We start from the raw sequence: 18,487 nt of genomic DNA, 5'->3' as shown, positions 1-18,487 counted from the left end.
GATCGGCGTCCCGCGGGGCGGCCGGGGTCAGGTCACCAGGTGGATGCGGTCCTGCGGGCCGGGCGCCACGGGTGAGGCCGAGCCGAGGTGGGCTACCAGGGCGTCGATGTCGAAGCCGGGGGCGGTGACGCGGTTCGTGCCAACGGTGAGCTTGGTGAACCCGTCGCCGCCGTTGGCCAGGAAGTCGTTGCTCGTCACGCGGTAGCTCGCGGCCGGGTCGAGCGGGGCGCCGTTCAGGGTCATCGCCGTGACCCGGTCGCCGGGGGCGCGGGTGCGGTCGTAGGTGTAGGCGAAACCGGCGGAGATCTGCAGGACGCGGTCGAGCTGCGCGCCGCCGTAACCCGCGAACTGCTGCTCCAGCACGTCCTTCAGCTGGGCGCCGGTCAGCGTCTGCGTGACGACCAGGTTGTTGAACGGCTGCACGGTGAAGCCCTCGCCGTAGGTCACCTCGCCCGGGGCCTCGCCGCCGGGGGAGAAGCCGTACGTGAGGTCGGCGCGGATGCCACCGGGGTTCATCAGCGCGATCTGGGCCTGGGCTCCCGTGGTGTAGGCGAGCTCGGCGTCGGCGATCACGTCACCGAGCGGGCTCTCACCGGCCGGGTTCGTGGCGCGCACGATGTCCCCGGTGATCGTGCCGACCACGCGGTTGGCGAGCGGCGCGACGGCGGTCCGGTACTTGTCGACCAGGCGCTTCGTGTCGGGGTCGACCAGGGCCGGGTTGCGCAGGAAGTTGCCGGCCGCGTCCTTGGCCCACGTGCCGTCCGGCAGCTTCACGCCGTTCTCGACGACCACGTTGTGCGCGGACACGCTGGCGAAGCGCCTGGTCCGCTGGTCGAGGGTGAAGCGGATGTCGGTGACCAGGGTGCCGTTCGAGCCCGCGCTCGTGACCACCGAGTCGGCACCCGAGGAGTTGGGCAGCGCGCAGCTGTAGAACCGGTGCGTGTGGCCGGAGACGACCACGCCGTACTCGGGCCGCAGCCCGGCGACGATGTCGGTGATCGGCCCGGCGAAGTTGGCGCAGCCGGACGGGTCCTGCGGCGTCGGCGGCGGGTTCTGCTGGCCGCCCTCGTGGAGCAGCAGCACGAGCGACCTGACCCCGAAGAGCTTCAGGATGTCCGCGTACCGGTTGGCCGTCCGGATCTCGTCCAGGAAGTCGACGTTCTGGATCCCGGCGGGGTTCACGATGCTGGCCGTATCGTGCAGCGTCATCCCGACGAACCCGACCGGCACGCCCCGCACGAACCGGATGTCCACCGGCGGGAGGATCGGCAGGCGGGTCCTCCTGTCCACGACGTTCGCGGCCAGGTACCGGTAGTCGGCGCCGGCGAACCCGTCGCCGTCCTGGCAGCCGTCGGTCGGGTGGCAGCCGCCGTACTGCAGCCGCCTCAGCTCGGTGACGCCCTCGTCGAACTCGTGGTTGCCGACCGAGGTGACCTCCAGCCCCAGCTGGGAAAGCGCCTCGACGCTGGGCTCGTCGTGGAAGGCCGCGCTGATCAACGGGCTCGCCCCGACCATGTCACCGGCCCCGGCCGTGATCACGCTCTCCCCGTGGGCCACCCCGTCCGCACGCAGGTTCTTGACGTACGTCGCGAGGTACTCCACCCCGCCGGCCGGCGTCCCGTTCACCAGCCCGCCGCTGCCCACCGGCGGCTCGAGCGCCCCGTGGAAGTCGTTGAAACTCAACAGCCGCCCGCTGACGGCCCGCGCCGCGTCGGCGTACCGAACGGCGACGGGCGCCATCGGCGACCACCCCACCGCCGGCCGCCCATGCGACGAAACCACCGGCACCGCGACGACGAACGCGGCCACGACACCGACAGCCACACCCGCCCGAACCAGCGACCCGACACGAACCACGACCGCCTCCACGAAGCCGGCTCCACAGGACCGCCTGAATCCTGCCCAAGAAACGCCGTCCCGCCTAGCCCCTCCACCCGGCCCGTGACCCGGGACGGGCGCGGCTTTGGCGGTTATGCACCTTTCGCGCCGATCGACTGGGCCATGACAGGCGCGTTGAGCATCCCCTTTTCAGGCGTGGCCGATGTCCCGAACGCGCCTGTCGGGACGCCAGCCGAGGTCTGCGAACGAAACCCAGGCACCACCATCGGTGGCGACCAGGACCGGCACGCCACCAGGAGTTCGGCCAGGAAGCCCAGCCCTTCTTCGGAAGGGTGCGGCGGAAGAGCCAGGCGCTACCGAGACCTCGGTCAGGGAGCCGAGACCGCGGTCAGCTGTCGGCGGACCTCGTCGGCCTTGGGGACGCCGAGTTGGTCGTAGATGGCCAGTGCCTGGCGCCAGTGCTCGCGCGCCCCGTCGGGGTCGGTCGCCAGGAGGGCGTTTCCGATCCCGTGGTGCGCGTTGGCCTCCTCCTGGCGGTAGGCACCGTCCCGGGCCAGGGAGAGTGCCTGCTGGTGGTAGCCGACCGCCTGCTCGTCCTGGCCGGTGGCCAGGTGCACGACCCCGAGGTTGTTGAGCACCGCGCTCTCGGTGGCCCGCTCGCCGACGTCCCGGATGAGCCGTAGCGCCCGGCGGTGGTGCTCGATGGCCTCGGCGGGCCGGCCGAGCCTGTGGTACACCGCGCCGAGTGAGGTCAGGAAGTTGCCGGCCACGCGCTGGTCGTTGGTCGCCTCCGCGAGTGCGCAGGACTGGCGCAGGCAGTCGGCGGCCTCGTCGAGCTGGCCCATGCTCTCGAGCACGATGCCGAGGTTGCCCAACGCGATGGCCTGCGCGCGCTGGTCCCCCAGCTCCCGGAAGATCGCCAGCGCCCGGTGGTAGTGGCTGACGGCCTCCTCGTGCCGCCCCAGGTTGTCGTACAGGTTGCCCAGGTTCTGCAGCGTCGCGCCCTCGCCCCGGCGGTTGCCGGTCGCGAGTCGCAGGGGAAGTGCCTGCTGGTACTGGTCGAGCGCCGCCTCGTACTGTCCGGTCCGCTCGTAGACGAGGCCGAGGAGGTTGAGCACGTCCCCCTCGCCGGCGAGGTCGCCGGCGAGGCGGAACAGGGCGAGTGCCCGCCGGCTGTGTTCCAGCGCGTCGTCGGAGCGGGCCGCCAGCCAGAAGGCGATGCCCAGGTACTTCAACACCTCCGCCTGGGCGTGCTCGTCGTCGAGGTGGCGAGCCGCGGTGAGCGCGGACTGGTGGGTGGAGATCCAGTCGTGCAGGCGGCTCCTGATGTCGAAGTAGTACTGCAGCAGGTGCGGCAGCCGCCAGGCGTGGGCGTACCAGCCGTGCCGCACGGCGTGGCCGGTCGCGGCGATGAGGTTCGGGTACTCGGTGTCGATCCACTGGAGGGCACGCTCGCGGTCGGCGAAGGCGGGGGCGTGGCGCGGCGCCGCGGCGATGCCGGACACGGCCGTGCCCCCTCGGGGGTCGACCTCCGCCATCGCCAGGCTGGTGGCGTGCAGGTAGTAGTCCAGGCACCGGCGGGTCGCGTCCGTGCGTTCCGGGTCGGGACCGGCGAGCTCGTGCGCGTAGGCGCGCAGCAGGTCGTGGAACTGGTACCGCCCGGGCTTGTGCTGGCGCAGCAGGTTCAGCTGCGTCAGCTCGGCGAGCAGCGCACGCGCGTGGTACTCGGGCAGGTCGGCCAGGCACGCCGCCGCGAGCGCGCCGAGGTCGGGACCGGGGTGCAGGCCGAGCAGCCGGAAGAGCCGGGCCGCGGGCTGGGACAGGGCGCGGTAGGACCAGGAGAACACCGTCCGCAGATCGGTGTCCTGGGTGTCCCCTGTGGACAGTGCGGTGAGCGTTTCCCGTTCCCGGCGCAGTTCCTCGACGAGCGCGCTCAGCGGCAGGTCCGGGTCCGCGCCGGCGCGGGCGGCCGCGATGCTCAACGCCAGCGGCAGGTACCCGCACCGCCGGATGATCTCCTCGACCGCGTCGGCCTCGGCCGCCACCCGGTCCGCGCCGAGGAAGTCGGCCAGCAGCTCGCGGGCCTCCTCGCCGGAGAGCGTGTCCAGGGTGACCCGCTGCGCGTGGTCGCGCACCACGAGCCCGCTGAGCTGGTGGCGGCTGGTGACCAGCACCAGGCAGCTCGGGCTGCCGGGCAGCAGCGGGCGCACCTGGTCGGTGTCCCGCGCGTTGTCCAGCACGATCACCATCCGCTTGTCCTCGACCAGGCCTCGGTACAGCGCGACCTGCGCCGCCAGCTCGGTGGGGACCTGCTGGGCGGGCACCTCGAAGGCGTCCAGGAACCCGCGGACGGCCTCGGCCGGGTCCATCGGCGTCGCACTCGGGTCGAACCCGCGCAGGTTCACGTACAGCTGCCCGTCGGGGAACCGGTCGACGTGGCGGCGTGCCCAGTGCACGGCGAGGGAGGTCTTGCCGATGCCCGGCAGGCCGCTGATCGAGGTGATCACCACCGTGCCGCTGCCGCCGCCCGCGGTGTCCAGCCTGGCCGTGAGCTGGTCCAGCTCGGCGGTGCGGCCGACGAAGTTCGGGGTGGAGCCGGGCAGCTGGCGAAGCCGCCGGGCGGCCACCGGCCGTGCCCGGTCGGGGGTGAGCGCGGGGTCGGCGGCGAGGATCCGCCGGTGCAGCTCGCGCAGCGGTGCGCCGGGGTCGACGCCCAGCTCGTCGCCCAGCCGCCGCTGGATGCGCCGGAAGTGGTCGAGCGCGTCGGCCTGGCGGCCCGACCGGTACAGCGCGACCATCAGCTGCCCGGCCAGCCGTTCGTCGAGCGGACGTTCCGCCGTCAGCACCGCCAGCGTGGCGAGCAGGTCGCCGTGGCGGCCGCGGCCCAGGAGCAGGTCGACGTGGTCCAGCTCGGCGGCGATCCGCTCGGCGTCCAGGCCCTCGCGGACCCCGGCCAGCCACGGCGTGTCCAGGCCGGCGAAGGCCTCGCCGTGCCACAGCCCCAGCGCGTGTTCGAACAGGCTCGACGCCAGGTCGGGATCGCCCGCCGCACGGGCCTGCCCGACCAGCTCGCGGAACCGGTGCACGTCCACGGTCGCGGGATCGGCGGTGAGGACATAGCCACCCGAGCGCCGTACGATGTCGACATTCCCGGGTGCGAGCACAGGCCGCAGCCGGGACAGGTAGCTGCGCAGCGTTTCCTTCGCCCGGTAGGGGACTCGGTCGCCCCACACGCGCTCGACCAGCTGGTCGGCGGACACCGGTTCGTCGGCCTCGACGAGCAGGGCGACCAGCACGCTTCGTTGCAGAGGAGGTCCCGCGTCGACCCGCCGGCCGTCGATCCGCACCTCGACGCTGCCCAGCAGCCGGAACTCCACGGCCATCCCCGATCTCCCTCCCCGGCCGGTGGTGGCAGCCGGTAGCGGCCGATCTCGTGGCGTCTGCTTCCCGTCGAGTACGCATGGTAACGCGCTGGCGACCAGGCGATTCAACGTTTCGCCAACGTCATGACCTCGGGGTGTCGATCAGTATGGGCCCACGGCGACCGACGACTCGGAGGGTGAGCTCATGGCCAGGACGATCTCGGTGGGCAACCGCGACTTCTAGGAGCCGTCCGGCCGGGTGACCGGCCGGTGGGAACGGGGGCGTCGTCCGGAGCTCCAGGGGGAGCCGGATGACGCCCACGAGTCGTGCCCGAGGTCGGCCCGCGCTCACGCCCGTGTCGGGTCCGCGTCCCGGTGCCGCATGATCGGCACCACGGTGTCGTCGCGCCGGACGCCCTTCGCCGCGTGCCCGCGCCGCCGGCGTCGCGCGAGGACCAGGAAGGCGACCGCGACGCCGGCCAGCGCCACCGCGAGGATCCCCAGCCACCACGCCTGCGCCCGCACCGCGAGCACGCCGTGCAGGCCGGCGGCGACCGCGTAGGTGGCGGCCAGCGCGGTCAGCGGCCGGCTGGACGGCCGGTCGGGGCGGGGCCGGTGGTGGCGCATGGCGGTGTCCTTCCGATGTCGTAGTTGACATCGGAAGCGTGTTGACCTTGGTTACGCCCGGCGCGGCCCCGCCCCGGCCGCTCAGCTGGGCACGGCGAACAGGCGCGTCATCGCCGAGTCGTGGTGCCCACCCCCACCCCGGTGCCGCCGGTCGCGTCTGTGAGGCCGTTGGCCTGGCCCTGGATGGCCCGCCCACGTACCTTCTGGATCTTCTGGCCGGCTGGCGGCACGTCGGTGATCACCGACATCCCGCTGACAACGGCGAGCCGGCAGGCGCGCGGCCGGTCAGGCCGGTGCGGGGCCCAGCATGGGCACGAGGAACCTCCGGGCCACGGCGGCCAGCTGGTCGTCGTCGTCGACGTCGATCACCTGGCTGGGGACGGCGAGGAAGGACGCCGAGACCCGGACCATCAGTTCGGCGGTGAGGTCGATGTCCAGGTCCTCGGCCACGTGGCCGGCGTGTTGTTCGCGGCGCAGCCGGCCGGCGACGAACTGCCGCACGCTGGCGAGGGTCCGGCCGCCGTCGCCGATCATGGCGGCGACGAGCAGGTCGGGCTCGGTGGCGATCAGGCCGCCGATCAGCGGGTTGCCGCGGATGGCGCGCAGCGCGCTGACGAACCCGAGCACCACGCGGTCGGCGACCGTCCCGGCCCGCTCGACGTCGACGAGGAACCTCTCGAAGTACCGGCGCAACTCCCGCCGGACGACGTGTTCGACGAGCACGTCCTTCGCCGTGAACCGCCGGTAGACCGTGATCCGGGAGACCCCGGCCCGCCGGGCCACGTCCTCCATCGTGGACCGCTGGATGCCCATGCGGGCGAACTGGGCGTACGCCGCGTCGAGGATGCGTGAGCGGGTCTCGTCCACGTCGTCGACGCGCTCGCGGGCTTCGCTGTACGCGCGCTCCAACACCGACTCCGAGCCGAACGCCATGAGGGCCGACAACGCCGATTCCATGATCACCTCCGGCGACGATTCTGCCTCAACCGCCGACAAGCGGCCGCACGACCGCGCGGGTGCTCACCAGCGGGTGACGCTCCACCCGGATACCGCCACGGACCGGTGAACGTGCGCCGGCTCGCCGCGTACGCACCGCGACCGACCGCGACGGCGGATCCCGATACTGGTGGGGTGGGTCCGGAGCTGGTGCGGATCTTCAACGACGATTGCGCGCCACCCTGCCCGCGGACCACTGTCCCAACATCGGAACACCAAGCCGCGGGACGTGGCCGAGACCCTGATCCGCAACTTCACCGCCAGCGGACGCTAGGCGTGGGGTTCGGTTCGCCTCGACAGGCTGGACGGGGGCGTGCGTTCGCCCAGCACCTCGGCGGCCAAGCGGGCGAACGCGACGGCCACGTGGTCCCGTCCGTGCGCGGCGACGACCTGCATGCCCACCGGCAGCCCGGACGCGGTGAACCCCGCCGGCATCACCACGGTCGGCAGCCCGAGCACGCTGAACAGGCCGCACCAGCCGATCGTGGTCATGTGCGGCCGGGTCACGCCGTCCACGTCGAGCACCCGGGTGCCGATGTCGCCGGCCTGGTCGTGCGGGAACGCCGGCATCGCGGTCACCGGGCACAGCAGCACGTCGTGGTCGGCGAACCAGTCCGCCCACCCGGCTCGTGCGGCGGCGCGGTCCTCGGCCCGGGCGAGCCAGCCGCGGTGCGTGGCGGTGGCGGGTGGCACGCCGTCCTCGGGCAGGTTGTAGGCGACCGCGGCCAGCACCATGTCCAGGTGCAGCTGCCACAGGTCGTCGAACGCGTGTGGCGGGCTGGCCACTCCCACCGGCCCGAGCGCGGTCACCGCCCGCTCCAGCACCGCACCCACCTCGGTGCCGACCTCGCACGCCGGATCGTCGAGCCAGGCGGCGACCCGGAAGTCCGCGAGCGAGGCAGGCGCGGGCCGGGCGGCGCCGGGGGCGAGGACGTCCAGTGCCAGCGCCAGGTCGTCGGCGCTGCGGCAGATCGGGCCGAGCACGTTCCCGTCCGGCGGCACCAGCCCGGCGCCGACGTGGTCGACGTACCCCTCGCCCGGGACCAGCCCGACCGACGGCTTCAGCCCGTACACCCCGCAGAAGTGGGCGGGGATGCGGATCGAGCCGGCGATGTCCGAGGCCAGGTCGAACGCGGACAGCCCGGCGGCGACGGCGGCCGCGCTGCCGCCGGAGGAGCCACCCGGTGTCCGCGCCGGGGCCCACGGGTTGTTCGTCGTGCCGAAGACGTCGTTGTAGGTCTGGATGTCGCCGCACCAGGTCGGCACGTTCGTCTTGCCGACCACGATCGCGCCGGCCGCCCGCAGCCGGGCCACGGCCGTCGCGTCCGCCGCCGGCACGTGTGCCGCCAGCTCGGCCGAACCGCCCGTGGTGCGCAGCCCGGCCGTCGCGATCGCGTCCTTCACCGTGATCGGCAGGCCGTGCAGGGGGCCGTGGCTGACACCGCGCGCCAGGTCCTCGTCGGCCGCTGCCGCCGCCGCGCGGGCCCGTTCGACGTCCAGTGTCACCACCGCGTTCAGCGAGGACGCGGCGATCCGGTCGAGGTAGTGGTCGAGCAGCTCGCGGCTGGACACGGCCCGCGTCGCCACGGCCCGTGCCAGCTCGCGTGCCTCGGCGTGCGCCAGCTCCATCAGCTGCCGCCCTTGGCCTTCTCCCAGTTGCCGAGCTTGCCGCTGTTGTCGATCAGCGGGCCCGACTGTTCGAAGTGGCCGGTGGTCGTCGGGGTGGCGCCGGTGTAGGTGTACATGCCGCCCGCCTCGAACGGGTACGCGTCCTGGACCCCGCTGACCTTGCCGACCACGCCCTTGACCATGAGCGGGTAGGTCGAGTCGTACGAGTGCGCCGCGATGTTGATGTTCGCCCTCGTGAGGCCGCCCTTCATGACCGACGCGTCCTGCAGTGCCTGCACGATGTACCAGGCCCAGAACCAGCCGTTCGCGTACTGCGCGTTCTTCGGGTCGAGGCCGGCGGCGGTCATCGTGTCGGTGTACAGCTTCGTGAAGTCCTGGTTCGGGTTGTCCGGGTCGGTCGGCGCGTAGTAGTAGCGGACCACGTTGGTGCCGTTGCCGGTCAGACCCTGCTTGCCCAGCGGGGCGTACGTCGTCTGGATCTGCGCGCACGGCTGCGCCGCGACCACCACCGGCTTCCAGGAGCTCTTCTCGATGGCGCCGATGGCCTGCGTGCAGAACGTGCCGGCCTCGGCGAGCACGACCACGTCCGCCTTCGACGCCACCGCGCTCGTCACCTCGTTGTCCACGTTGGGCGCGGTGACGTCGTTGGTCTGCTCGTCGACGATCTCGAGGCCGTCGTTCTGCGCCACGGCCCGCTTGAAGCCGTCGATGTAGGACTGCCCGAGCGCGTTGCCGATCGAGATGGTCGCGATCTTCGCGCCCTGCGGGAACCGCTTGGAGATCCAGGACGCCCAGATGCCGCTCTCGTTGTAGTAGTCCAGGCCGAACCCGGTGGTCCACGGGTGCTTCGCCGGGTCGCCGAACTGGTTGTCCGACGCGGCGACCATGAACTGGCCGATGCAGTTCTTGTTCGTGTAGTCGATCAGGTTGAGGTTGTTCGGCGAGCCGAGCACCGCGAAGCTCGCGGCGTACTCACCGGACTGCGCGGCCTCCTCGACGTTCTTGCGCGTCTGGTCCGGCTGGTACTGGTCGTCCTTGACGTCGATGCTGACCTTGCGGCCCTGCACGCCGCCGTGGGAGTTCACATAGGACAGGTAGTTCTTGATGCCGTCGGAGATGGCGCCGTACGCGGCGAGCGCGCCGGAGTGCGGCATGCTGGTGAACAGCTTGATCTCGCTGTCGGTGATGCCGGCGTTGTTGTCGAAGCCGCTCGGGCACGTCGACAGGTCCAGGGTGAAGTCGCCGGGGCCGGTGTAGGTGCAGCCGTCGGACCGGCCCCAGTTCTTGGCGTCGTCGTCGGGGGTCGGCACGCTGCCGTCGTCCGGCGTGTCACCGGCGGCCTTGGCCTTCGACGTCGACGGGCCGCACTTCTGCGCGTCGGCGGCCTGCTTGGCCTCCTCGTGCGAGCAGGACATCAGTGAGACGCCGGTGGCGGCCGCGATGACCACTGTCACGAGGCGTCGTCGCCAGGAGGGAAGGGTCATGGTTCAGCTCTCTCTCGAAGCTGGTTGTGCCGACCGGGAGGCGAGGCGGTGCCGCTCCCAGTCGCGGGGTGGGCGGGGGACGATCTCGAGCACGCGGCGGCGCAGCCGCCCCAGCCCGTCGGACACCCCACCGGGCAACAGGAACACGAAGGCGATGAGCAGTGCGCCGGACGCGATGCCGACGAGCTGCCCGCCGTCGGGCCGGCCGCCCAGCAGGTCGAGCGACTCCGCCCAGTCGGCGATGTAGGTGCGCAGGACCACGAACACGATGGCGCCCGGGATCGCACCGAGGATCGACGCGCTGCCCCCGGCGATCAGCGCGACGAGCAGGAAGATGGACAGGTACAGGTCGAAGCGCGTGTCGGAGACCGTGGGGACCTGGATCACCAGCAGGGAGCCGGCGACGCCGGCGAAGGCGGCGCTGACCGCGAACGCGAAGATCTTCACCCGCGCGACCCTGATGCCCGACGCGGCGGCCGACAGCGGCGCGTCGCGCACGGCGTGCATGGCGCGGCCGACCCGGCTGCGCACGATGTTGCCCGCGACGAGGAACATCAGCGCGGCCACGGCGAGGATCGCGTAGTAGTGGTCGGTGGGTGGACCGGTGGGCACGTAGGGGTTGACGAAGAACCAGTCCGGCGCGGTCATCTCGTCGGGGGCGTACTTGCCGTTGGGACCTCCCGTGAAGCTGGGGAACTTGTTGACGAGCACGGGGAACAGCGCCGCGACGGCGAGGGTGACCGTCGCGAGGTAGAGCCCGCGGATGCGCAGCGCCGGGATCCCGACGAGCGCGCCGGCCACGAGACAGGCCACGATGCTGACCGGGATCGTGGCGAGGTAGGGCCAGCCGTGGTCGGCGACCAGGATGATGGTGGTGTAGCCGCCGAGGCCGACGAACGCGCTGTGGCCGAGCGAGATCTGTCCACAGTGGCCCGTCAGTAGGCCGAGACCGAGGATCGCCACGCTGTAGCAGACGATCTGGGTGAGCGTCTCGATCTGGGCCACCGACGGGATCAGCAGCGGCACCACGACGAGGACTGCGGCGGCGAGGATCATGCCGCCCCGGCGCAGGTTCCGGTGCGCGGTGCCGCCCTCCTGGATGGTGTACCTGGCCATCACACGCGGTCCTGGCTGCGGCGGCCCAGCAGGCCGGCGGGTTTGAACTGGAGCACGGCCACGATCACGAAGAAGGCGCAGCCGAGCCCGAACTGCCCGCCCAGCGCGGGGAGGTAGCCGGTGAGCAACGCGATCGACAGGCCGACGACGACCCCGCCGACGAGGGCGCCGGCGATGCTGTCGAGCCCGCCGAGGGTGGCGGCGGCGAACGCGTAGATCAGGATCTTGTCCATGAACGTGGGGTCGAGGTAGGTGGTCGGCGCGGCCAGGCAGCCGGCGAGCGTGCCGACCGCGGCAGCGATGGCCCAGCTGCCCTGCACCGTCCGTCCGATGTGGATGCCGAGCAGCCGCGAGGACTCGACGCTCGTCGCCACGCACCGGAACGCGAGCCCGAGCCGGGAGCGGGACAGCAGCAGGTGCAGCGCCACGACGACCACGACCACGAGCAGCGCGGTGCCGAGGTTCGTGTAGTACAGCCGGGCACCGGCGATCGCGACGTAGTCGTTCGCGTCGGTGGGGAACAGGCTGGGGAACCCGCGCGGGTCGAAGCCCCAGACCAACGCGGCCAGCGCGTTGAACGCCAGGTACAGCGCGAGCGTCACGATGGTGATCGCCAGGTGGTTGCCCGGGTCGAACGGGCGGATCAGCGTCCGCTCGATCCCGGCCACCGCCCCCGCGGAGACCACCATCGCGACGACGATCGCGAGGGCGAGCGGCAGGCCCCACCTGTCCGCCGCGGTGAATGCGACGAAAGTGCCGACCATCGCCATCGCGCCCTGCGCGAAGTTGATGACGCCGGTCGCCTTGAACACCAGCACCAGCGCCAGCGCGACCATGCCGTACAGCACGCCGTTCATGGCGCCGTCGATCACGCGCTGGAGGTAGAGCGTCAGGCCGCCGTCGATGACCGCGTAGCCGGAGAAGGCCGCCAGCAGGGCCACGACGACGCCGAGGCTCCTGGTGGCGGAGCGGCGGCGCCGCGCGGCGAGCACGTCACCGCCCCGTGGTTGCCGGCCGGCCGGGGACTCCGGCCGGCCGGTGGTCGTGATCGCCACTGGCGCACCCTCCTTCGGGTGTCTAGTAACCGAGGTAGGCACGGCGCACGGACTCGTCGTCGCGCAGCCGCTCCGCCGGGCCGGTGACGGCGACCGTGCCGGCCTCGAGGACGTAACCCCGCTGTGCCATACCGAGTGCGAGGGCGGCGTTCTGCTCGACGACGACCATCGCGACCTCGCGTTCGGCGCACACGCGGGCCAGCACGTCGAACAGCTGCCGCACCACGATCGGCGCGAGACCGAGCGACGGCTCGTCTAGCAATAGCAGCGAGGGGCGGCTCATCAGTGCCCTGGCGATCGCGAGCATCTGCTGCTCGCCGCCGGACAGGCTGCCCGCCGAGGTCGACCGCCGCCGCGCCAGCCGGGGGAAGACCTCGTACCAGTACCTGACGTCGGCCCCGACCTCCTTGTCGCGCCGGATGAAGCCGCCGGCGCGGAGGTTGTCGTCGACCGACAGGTCCACGAGCGTGCCGCGGCCCTGCGGGACCATCGACACACCGCCGCGGACCACGTCGTAGGTGCCGCGCCCGCCGATCTCCTCGCCGCGCAGGGTGATCGAGCCCTCGGTGCGGACGAGCTGGCAGATCGACCGCAGCAGCGTGGTCTTGCCGGCGCCGTTCGCGCCGAGCACCACGACCACCTCGCCGTCGCCGACCGTGAGATCGACGCCGTGCAGGCACTCGACGGCGCCGTAGTAGGCGCGGACGTCCTTGAGCTCCAGGAGCGTGCTCATACCGGCGTCCCGAGGTAGGCCTCGACGAGTTCCGGCGAGTCGCGCAGCTCGGCCGGCGTGCCGGCGACGAGGTTGCGGCCGAAGTCGAGTGCGACGACGTAGTCGGAGATGCCCATGACGAACTGCATGTGGTGCTCCACCAACAGGATCGTCATGTCGTGCTCGTCGCGCAGCCGCAGCAGTACCGCGCCCAGCTCGCGGACGTCACCGTGCGCGAGGCCGCCGGCGGGCTCGTCGAGCAGCAGCAGGCGGGGCTCGCCGATGAGGGCGCGCGCCAGCTCGACCCGTTTGAGCGTGCCGAAGGGGAGACCCGTGCACTCCCGGTGGGCGACGTCGGTGACCCCGAAGTAGTCCAGCATCGCGTAGGCGCGGGCGACCAGGTCGTGGTCCTCGCGGCGGGCCGGCCAGCCGAGCAGCGACGACGCGAAGCCGACCCTGCCCTTCGCGTGGGCGCCGACCATCACGTTCTCCAGCACCGTCATCCCGGGCCACAGCGCCAGGTTCTGGAACGTGCGGGCGATGCCGAGCCCGCTCAGGCGCGCGGCGTCGTGGTGGCCGAGGTCCTGGCCGGCGAAGCTGATCCGCCCGGACGCCGGCCGCACCAGCCGGCTGATCGCGTTGAACGCGGTGGTCTTGCCCGCGCCGTTCGGGCCGATGAGGGCGCAGACCTGTCCTTCCCGGACGGTGAAGGAGACGCCGTCGAGCGCGGTCACCCCACCGAACCGGACGGTGATGTCGTCAACGGTGAGCAGGTCGGTCGTGCCGCGTTGGTGATTCGCCTCGCGAGTCCCGCTCATATCACACCGTCCGCCCTGAGCGTGGCCAACTCCGCATCGTCCACCCCGGCGAGCGTGGTGAGCACGGTGTCGGTGTCCGCGCCCAGCCGCGGGCCGGTGCGGTCGATCTCGCCGGGCGTGCGGGAGAACTTGGGGACGATGCCGTTCATGGGCAGCTCCGTGCCGTTCCCGTTGCGCCGCCACAGGATCATGTCCCGGGCGGCGAAGTGCGCGTCGTGCAGGATCGTGGCCGCCGTGTTGATCATGCCGACGGGGACGCCGTGCTCCTGCAGCAGGCCCACGAGGTCGCCGCTCTTGCGGGTGGACGTCCAGTCGGCGATCAGCCCGTCCAGCTCGGCCATCGCCTCACCGCGGGCCTGGTGCGTGGCGTACCGCGGGTCGGCCGCCAGCTCGGGACGGCCCATGGCCTCGACCAGCCGCGTGAACACCGAGTCGGCGTTGGCCGCGATGACCACCTCCGCGTCGTCCGCCGTCGGGTACACGTTGGACGGTGCGACGCCGGGGAGCACGCTGCCGCTCCTGGTCCGCATGACGCCGCCGACGTGGAAGTCCGCGAGCATCGACTCCATCAACGCGAACACGGCCTCGTAGATGGCGACGTCGACCTCCTGGCCCTCGCCGCCGCGGCCGCGTTCCGCCAGCGCGGCGAGCGTGCCGATGACCGCGAAGAGCGCGGCCAGCGAGTCGCCGAGGCTGATGCCCGACCGGGCCGGGGTGTCGTCCGGCGAGCCGGTTGTGTACCGGATGCCGCCGACCGCCTCGGCCACGCTGCCGAAGCCCGCGTGGCCGGCGCTCGGGCCGGTCTGGCCGAACCCGGAGACGTGCACGACCACCACGCCCGGGTTGACCGCACGCAGGCTCTCGTAGGAAAGGCCCCAGCGCGCCATGGTGCCGGGGCGGAAGTTCTCCAGCACGACGTCGCAGTTGGACACCAGGTCGCGGACCAGCCGCTGCCCGCGCTCACCACGCAGGTCGACGGTCACCGACTTCTTGTTGCGGGCGATCGCGGGCCACCACAGGGACTCGCCGTCCTTCGTGATTCCCCAGCGCCGCATGGGATCGCCGGTTCGGGGCGGCTCGATCTTGATGACCTCGGCGCCGTAGTCGGCGAGCAGCTGGCCGGCGAAGGGACCGGCGATGAAGCTGCCCAGCTCCAGAACTCTGACTCCGCTAAGGGGACCCAACGATGCGCCACCTCTCGAATGGACGGTGGCCACATATTGCACACAATCCGCATCGCCGAACAAGGGTTTTCAGCACTCTTGTTGACGGACGAGACCGGATTGTATGCTAACCGCCTCCCGTGCTGACGCGTGCCGTTGCCCGGGCACTGCCTGTCACCGCCCGCGTACCCTCATACCGCGAGCGGGCGTTCCGGTGAAGGGGAAACGTGATGGGTGCGAGGAACGGCGACGGCGACCGGGTCGCGGCGGCGTACGGCGGCGGTCCGATGCCGGCGACGGACATGGCCGGCCCACAGCTCGCCTACTCCTCGGTCCGCTCGTGGATCGTCGAAGGGCGGCTGCGTCCGGGGGAGCGCCTGATCGAGGCGCGGATCGCCGCCGAGCTGAACGTGTCCCGCACGCCGGTCCGCGAGGCGGTGCGGATGCTCGCCGCCGACGGGCTCGTGGTCACCGAACGGAACCGGGGCGCGGTCGTGCGGTCGCTCGGCCGGGACGACGTGCTGGACCTGTACGAGCTGCGGGCGCGGCTGGAGGGCTACGCGAGCGAACTGGCCGCCGCACGCGCGACGCCGGACGACGTCGCCGCCATCGACGAGGGCATCCGCGACTTCGGCAGGGCGATTCGCCGCAAGGACCTCGACCACCTGGAACGCACGAGGTTGATCGGCGAGGCCAACCGGCGCGTGCACGCGGCGATCATCGCGGCGAGCCGGCACACCCGCCTCGCCCACCTGCTGAGCAGCGCGGTCGACGCCCCGCTGGTCTTCGAGGCGTTGCGGGAGTTCACCAACCGCGAGCTGGAACGGTCGAACCTGTTCCACCAACTCATCCGCGACACCATCGCGAGCGGTGAGCCGATGCGTGCCGGGCAGCTGATGCACGAGCACATCATGCTGGGCCGCGACCAGATCCTGGCGAACCTGGGCGCGGACGAGTAGCTTCCACCTCGTCCATCGATTGCATACAATCGCTCGCCATGGCCGACCACACGCGCATTCGGACCGAAGTGGAGGGTGGCGTCGCGACCCTCACCCTGGACCGCCCGGACCACGGCAACGCCGTGGACGACGCGATGCACTCGGAGCTGACCACGGTCTTCGCCGACCTGCGCCGGGACGCGAGAGTGCGCGTGGTCGTGCTGACCGGCGCCGGTCCATCGTTCTGCGTCGGCGGCGACAGCAGCCCGACCCGCACCTTCACCACGCTGACCGGGCTGACGCCGATCCAGGAGGCACGCCTGATCGTGGAGACGTTGCTGGACCTGGAGAAGCCGGTGGTCGCGGCGGTCACCGGCGACGCACTCGGCCTCGGCGCGATCCTCGCGACCCTGGCCGACGTGGCGTTCGTGTCCGCCGACGCCCGCATCGGCGACCGGCACGTGCTGGGTGGCGTCACCGCGGGCAACGGCAGCGCCGCCCTGTGGCCGGTGCTCGTCGGCCTCACCCGCGCGAAGTACCTGGTGCTCAACGGAGAGGTCCTCACCGGACGGCAGGCCGTCGACCTCGGCCTGGCCCACGAGGTCGTCGACGACCCGCTGAGGGCCGCGCGTGAGCTGGCCGCCCGGTGGGCCGACCTGCCACCGTTCGCCTTGCAGAGCACCAAGTCGGTCCTGAACACGCACCTGAAGGAGGCCGCCGCACGGGCACTGGGCTACGGCCTCGCGCTGGAGGAACAGGCCATGGCCGGCCCGGAGTTCGCCGCGGTGCTGGCGCGACGCCGTGCGGAGTAGCGCCAGCATCCCTGGACCACTGCCGGGTCAGCACTGTCGATGGACGCGGCGTCGCCGCCGGGCGTCAGCTCCGTAGGGCCTCCGTGGGGGACAGGCGGGACGCCCTGGTCGCCGGGTAGATGCCGGCGAGGGTGCCCACGAGCAGGGATGCGGCGAGGCCGCCCAGCAGACCGTTGGGCGGGACCACCACGGTCCAGTGGCGGGTCAGGGCGTACGCCGTGGTGATCGCCGCGCCGAGGAGGACGCCGGCCAGGCCGCCGGCGGTGGACAGCAGCATCGACTCCGTGACGAACTGGCGGCGGATGTGGGGGCGGGTGGCGCCCAACGCTCGCCGCAGGCCTATCTCGCCGCGGCGTTCCAGGACGCCGATCACCATCACGTTCGCGATACCGATCGCGCCTACCAGCAGGGCTACGCCACCCAACGCGAGGAACAGGTCCTGGTAGGCGGTCTCCACCGCGCCTCGGGCCGCCAGCGCGTCCGACGGCCGGCTGACCTCCACGGCGCTCGGGTCCGTCGGGTTGGCGATCTTCGCCAGGCGGGGCACCAGGGACAGCACCGCCTCGTTCACGGAACGTTCGTAGACCGTCGTGGGGGCGCCGTCGAAGCTCAGCAGGGTCTGGGCGGTGGGGAAGCCGACGAGCGCGGCCGCGTCGATGGTGCGGTCCAGTTCCGCCCGGCCGAGGATGCCGATCACCGTGAACCACTGGCCGCCCAGGTACACCCGGGGGTCGCCGGTCACTGTCGTGATGCCCAGGTGGCGGGCCGCCGTCGCGCCGAGGACCGTGGCCGGTAGGCGTTCGGTGGCCGGGGTGAACCAGTGGCCCGCGGCCACCGGCACCGCGAGGGTCGACGTCAGGGAACGGCTCGCCGCGAGGATCGTGATGCCGCCCGTTGACAGTGGCGACATGCGGTCGTTGCGGAAGACCGCGCCGTCCACCCGGCCCACGTGCGCCACCTGCCGCACACCCGGCAGCCGGCCGATCATCGCCGGCGCGGTCGGCGGCAGGGTGCTCTGCCCGCCGAACGCGCTGTCACCGGGCCTGACCGTCAGCAGGTTCGTGCCCAGCCGGTCGAGTTGGGCGAGCAGCGCGGCCTGGCTCGACGCCGACACACCCAGCACGGCGACCACGCACGCGATCCCGATCGCGATCCCGAGGCCGGACAACGCCGTCCGCAACGGCCGGCCGCGGATGCCCACCAACCCCAGCGGAACCACGTCCGCCCATCGCAGCCGCGACTTCATGCCGTCACCAACTCGTCCGACTCCACCGCACCGTCCCGGATGCGGATGCGGCGGGGCATGGTGGCGGCGACGTCGGCGTCGTGAGTGATCAACACGACCGTCGCGCCGTCGGCGTGCAGCTCGTGCAGCAGCGCCACGATCTCCTCGCCGGCGCGCGAGTCCAGGTTCCCGGTCGGCTCGTCGGCAAGCAGCAGCGTCGGCTCGCCGACCACCGCGCGGGCGATCGCGACCCGCTGGCGCTCGCCACCCGACAGCTCACCAGGCCGGTGCGAGAGGCGGTGCCCCAGGCCCACCCGCTCCAGCGCGGCCACCGCCCGTCGTCGCCGCCGCGGAGCAGGCGTTCCCGTGTACAGCAGCCCGGTCGCCACGTTGTCCACAGCGGACAGGGTCGGCGTCAGGTAGAACTGCTGGAACACGAAGCCGATGTGCCTGGCCCGGATGCCGGACAGCTCCCGGTCGGACATCCGCGTCACGTCCGCGCCCGCCACCAGCACCGTGCCGGCGCTCGGCCGGTCCAGGGTGCCCATGATCTGCAGCAGCGTCGTCTTCCCCGACCCCGACGGCCCGACGATCGCCACCGCGGCGCCCGCCGGCACGGTCAGGTCCAGCGCGTGCAGCACCGTCAGGTCCCCGTAACCGCGCGACACCCCCAGCAGCTCCAGCACGTGCGGTGTTCGCTGGTTCGCTCCG

Annotated in this window: 16 protein-coding genes; 2 read left to right on the top strand and 14 right to left on the bottom strand. The window is 72.1% G+C overall.

Annotated features, from left to right (window positions below; all coding sequences use genetic code 11):
- Window positions 1–27: 27 nt before the first annotated feature.
- The 12 genes from ACJ73U_RS37445 to ACJ73U_RS37390 all read right to left on the bottom strand — a co-directional run bounded on the left by ACJ73U_RS37445 (window position 28) and on the right by ACJ73U_RS37390 (window position 14,822).
- On the bottom strand, window positions 28–1,857 hold the full coding sequence (locus tag ACJ73U_RS37445; RefSeq protein ID WP_407782502.1) for a bifunctional metallophosphatase/5'-nucleotidase: 1,830 nt from the start codon (window positions 1,855–1,857) through the stop codon (window positions 28–30).
- 350 nt (window positions 1,858–2,207) lie between these two features.
- Entirely contained in the window at window positions 2,208–5,222 is a 3,015-nt protein-coding gene (locus ACJ73U_RS37440; RefSeq protein ID WP_407782501.1) for a tetratricopeptide repeat protein, read from the bottom strand.
- A 327-nt stretch (window positions 5,223–5,549) separates the two neighbouring features.
- The gene (locus ACJ73U_RS37435; protein ID WP_407782500.1) at window positions 5,550–5,828 is read right to left on the bottom strand and encodes a hypothetical protein; all 279 of its coding nucleotides are present in this window, start codon (window positions 5,826–5,828) and stop codon (window positions 5,550–5,552) included.
- Window positions 5,829–5,935: 107 nt separating this feature from the next.
- Window positions 5,936–6,076 carry a hypothetical protein gene (locus ACJ73U_RS37430; RefSeq protein WP_407782499.1) on the bottom strand — a complete coding sequence of 47 codons (141 nt, stop codon included), beginning with the start codon at window positions 6,074–6,076 and terminating at the stop codon, window positions 5,936–5,938.
- Between the two features lie 37 nt (window positions 6,077–6,113).
- A complete protein-coding gene (locus ACJ73U_RS37425; protein ID WP_407782498.1) occupies window positions 6,114–6,785 on the bottom strand; it encodes a TetR/AcrR family transcriptional regulator in 672 nt (223 codons plus the stop codon).
- A gap of 309 nt (window positions 6,786–7,094) precedes the next feature.
- Window positions 7,095–8,453, bottom strand: coding sequence for an amidase family protein (locus tag ACJ73U_RS37420; protein ID WP_407782497.1), 1,359 nt, complete (start codon window positions 8,451–8,453; stop codon window positions 7,095–7,097).
- Window positions 8,453–9,907, bottom strand: a complete 1,455-nt coding sequence (locus ACJ73U_RS37415) for an ABC transporter substrate-binding protein (RefSeq protein WP_407782496.1) — start codon at window positions 9,905–9,907, stop codon at window positions 8,453–8,455. The genes ACJ73U_RS37420 and ACJ73U_RS37415 overlap by 1 nt, the downstream gene beginning before the upstream one ends.
- A gap of 33 nt (window positions 9,908–9,940) precedes the next feature.
- Entirely contained in the window at window positions 9,941–11,053 is a 1,113-nt protein-coding gene (locus ACJ73U_RS37410) for a branched-chain amino acid ABC transporter permease (RefSeq protein ID WP_407782495.1), read from the bottom strand.
- Window positions 11,053–12,108, bottom strand: a complete 1,056-nt coding sequence (locus ACJ73U_RS37405; RefSeq protein ID WP_407782494.1) for a branched-chain amino acid ABC transporter permease — start codon at window positions 12,106–12,108, stop codon at window positions 11,053–11,055. Before ACJ73U_RS37405 ends, ACJ73U_RS37410 begins: the two co-directional genes overlap by 1 nt.
- Window positions 12,109–12,130: 22 nt before the next feature.
- Window positions 12,131–12,841: an ABC transporter ATP-binding protein gene (locus ACJ73U_RS37400; protein WP_407782493.1), complete on the bottom strand. Its 711-nt coding sequence runs from the start codon at window positions 12,839–12,841 to the stop codon at window positions 12,131–12,133.
- Complete coding sequence (locus tag ACJ73U_RS37395) at window positions 12,838–13,638, bottom strand: ABC transporter ATP-binding protein (protein ID WP_407782492.1); 801 nt, start codon at window positions 13,636–13,638, stop codon at window positions 12,838–12,840. The genes ACJ73U_RS37400 and ACJ73U_RS37395 overlap by 4 nt, the downstream gene beginning before the upstream one ends.
- On the bottom strand, window positions 13,635–14,822 hold the full coding sequence (locus ACJ73U_RS37390; RefSeq protein WP_407782491.1) for a CaiB/BaiF CoA transferase family protein: 1,188 nt from the start codon (window positions 14,820–14,822) through the stop codon (window positions 13,635–13,637). The genes ACJ73U_RS37395 and ACJ73U_RS37390 overlap by 4 nt, the downstream gene beginning before the upstream one ends.
- 209 nt (window positions 14,823–15,031) lie before the next feature.
- Between ACJ73U_RS37390 and ACJ73U_RS37385 the strand changes: the two genes are divergently transcribed.
- Complete coding sequence (locus tag ACJ73U_RS37385) at window positions 15,032–15,760, top strand: GntR family transcriptional regulator (protein ID WP_407782490.1); 729 nt, start codon at window positions 15,032–15,034, stop codon at window positions 15,758–15,760.
- A gap of 38 nt (window positions 15,761–15,798) precedes the next feature.
- Window positions 15,799–16,551 carry an enoyl-CoA hydratase/isomerase family protein gene (locus ACJ73U_RS37380; protein ID WP_407782489.1) on the top strand — a complete coding sequence of 251 codons (753 nt, stop codon included), beginning with the start codon at window positions 15,799–15,801 and terminating at the stop codon, window positions 16,549–16,551.
- 64 nt (window positions 16,552–16,615) lie between these two features.
- Here the strand turns inward: ACJ73U_RS37380 and ACJ73U_RS37375 are convergent, their stop codons facing one another.
- Complete coding sequence (locus ACJ73U_RS37375; protein WP_407782488.1) at window positions 16,616–17,797, bottom strand: ABC transporter permease; 1,182 nt, start codon at window positions 17,795–17,797, stop codon at window positions 16,616–16,618.
- Complete coding sequence (locus ACJ73U_RS37370) at window positions 17,794–18,462, bottom strand: ABC transporter ATP-binding protein (RefSeq protein ID WP_407782521.1); 669 nt, start codon at window positions 18,460–18,462, stop codon at window positions 17,794–17,796. The genes ACJ73U_RS37375 and ACJ73U_RS37370 overlap by 4 nt, the downstream gene beginning before the upstream one ends.
- Between the last annotated feature and the right edge of the window lie 25 nt (window positions 18,463–18,487).

The organism is Actinophytocola sp., from assembly GCF_045807065.1.
GTDB lineage: Bacteria > Actinomycetota > Actinomycetes > Mycobacteriales > Pseudonocardiaceae > Actinophytocola.
Note: the sequence above shows the minus strand (reverse complement) of the source record. Positions and strands in the feature narration are given on the sequence as shown.

Bases quoted from the DNA above. Each gene is read 5' to 3' on its own strand.
- ACJ73U_RS37440 (WP_407782501.1), bottom strand. From the start codon at position 5,222: ATGGCCGTGGAGTTCCGGCTGCTGGGCAGCGTCGAGGTGCGGATCGAC.
- ACJ73U_RS37435 (WP_407782500.1), bottom strand. From the start codon at position 5,828: ATGCGCCACCACCGGCCCCGCCCCGACCGGCCGTCCAGCCGGCCGCTG.
- ACJ73U_RS37430 (WP_407782499.1), bottom strand. From the start codon at position 6,076: ATGTCGGTGATCACCGACGTGCCGCCAGCCGGCCAGAAGATCCAGAAG.
- ACJ73U_RS37425 (WP_407782498.1), bottom strand. From the start codon at position 6,785: ATGGAATCGGCGTTGTCGGCCCTCATGGCGTTCGGCTCGGAGTCGGTG.
- ACJ73U_RS37420 (WP_407782497.1), bottom strand. From the start codon at position 8,453: ATGGAGCTGGCGCACGCCGAGGCACGCGAGCTGGCACGGGCCGTGGCG.
- ACJ73U_RS37410 (WP_407782495.1), bottom strand. From the start codon at position 11,053: ATGGCCAGGTACACCATCCAGGAGGGCGGCACCGCGCACCGGAACCTG.
- ACJ73U_RS37400 (WP_407782493.1), bottom strand. From the start codon at position 12,841: ATGAGCACGCTCCTGGAGCTCAAGGACGTCCGCGCCTACTACGGCGCC.
- ACJ73U_RS37395 (WP_407782492.1), bottom strand. From the start codon at position 13,638: ATGAGCGGGACTCGCGAGGCGAATCACCAACGCGGCACGACCGACCTG.
- ACJ73U_RS37385 (WP_407782490.1), top strand. From the start codon at position 15,032: ATGGGTGCGAGGAACGGCGACGGCGACCGGGTCGCGGCGGCGTACGGC.
- ACJ73U_RS37380 (WP_407782489.1), top strand. From the start codon at position 15,799: ATGGCCGACCACACGCGCATTCGGACCGAAGTGGAGGGTGGCGTCGCG.
- ACJ73U_RS37375 (WP_407782488.1), bottom strand. From the start codon at position 17,797: ATGAAGTCGCGGCTGCGATGGGCGGACGTGGTTCCGCTGGGGTTGGTG.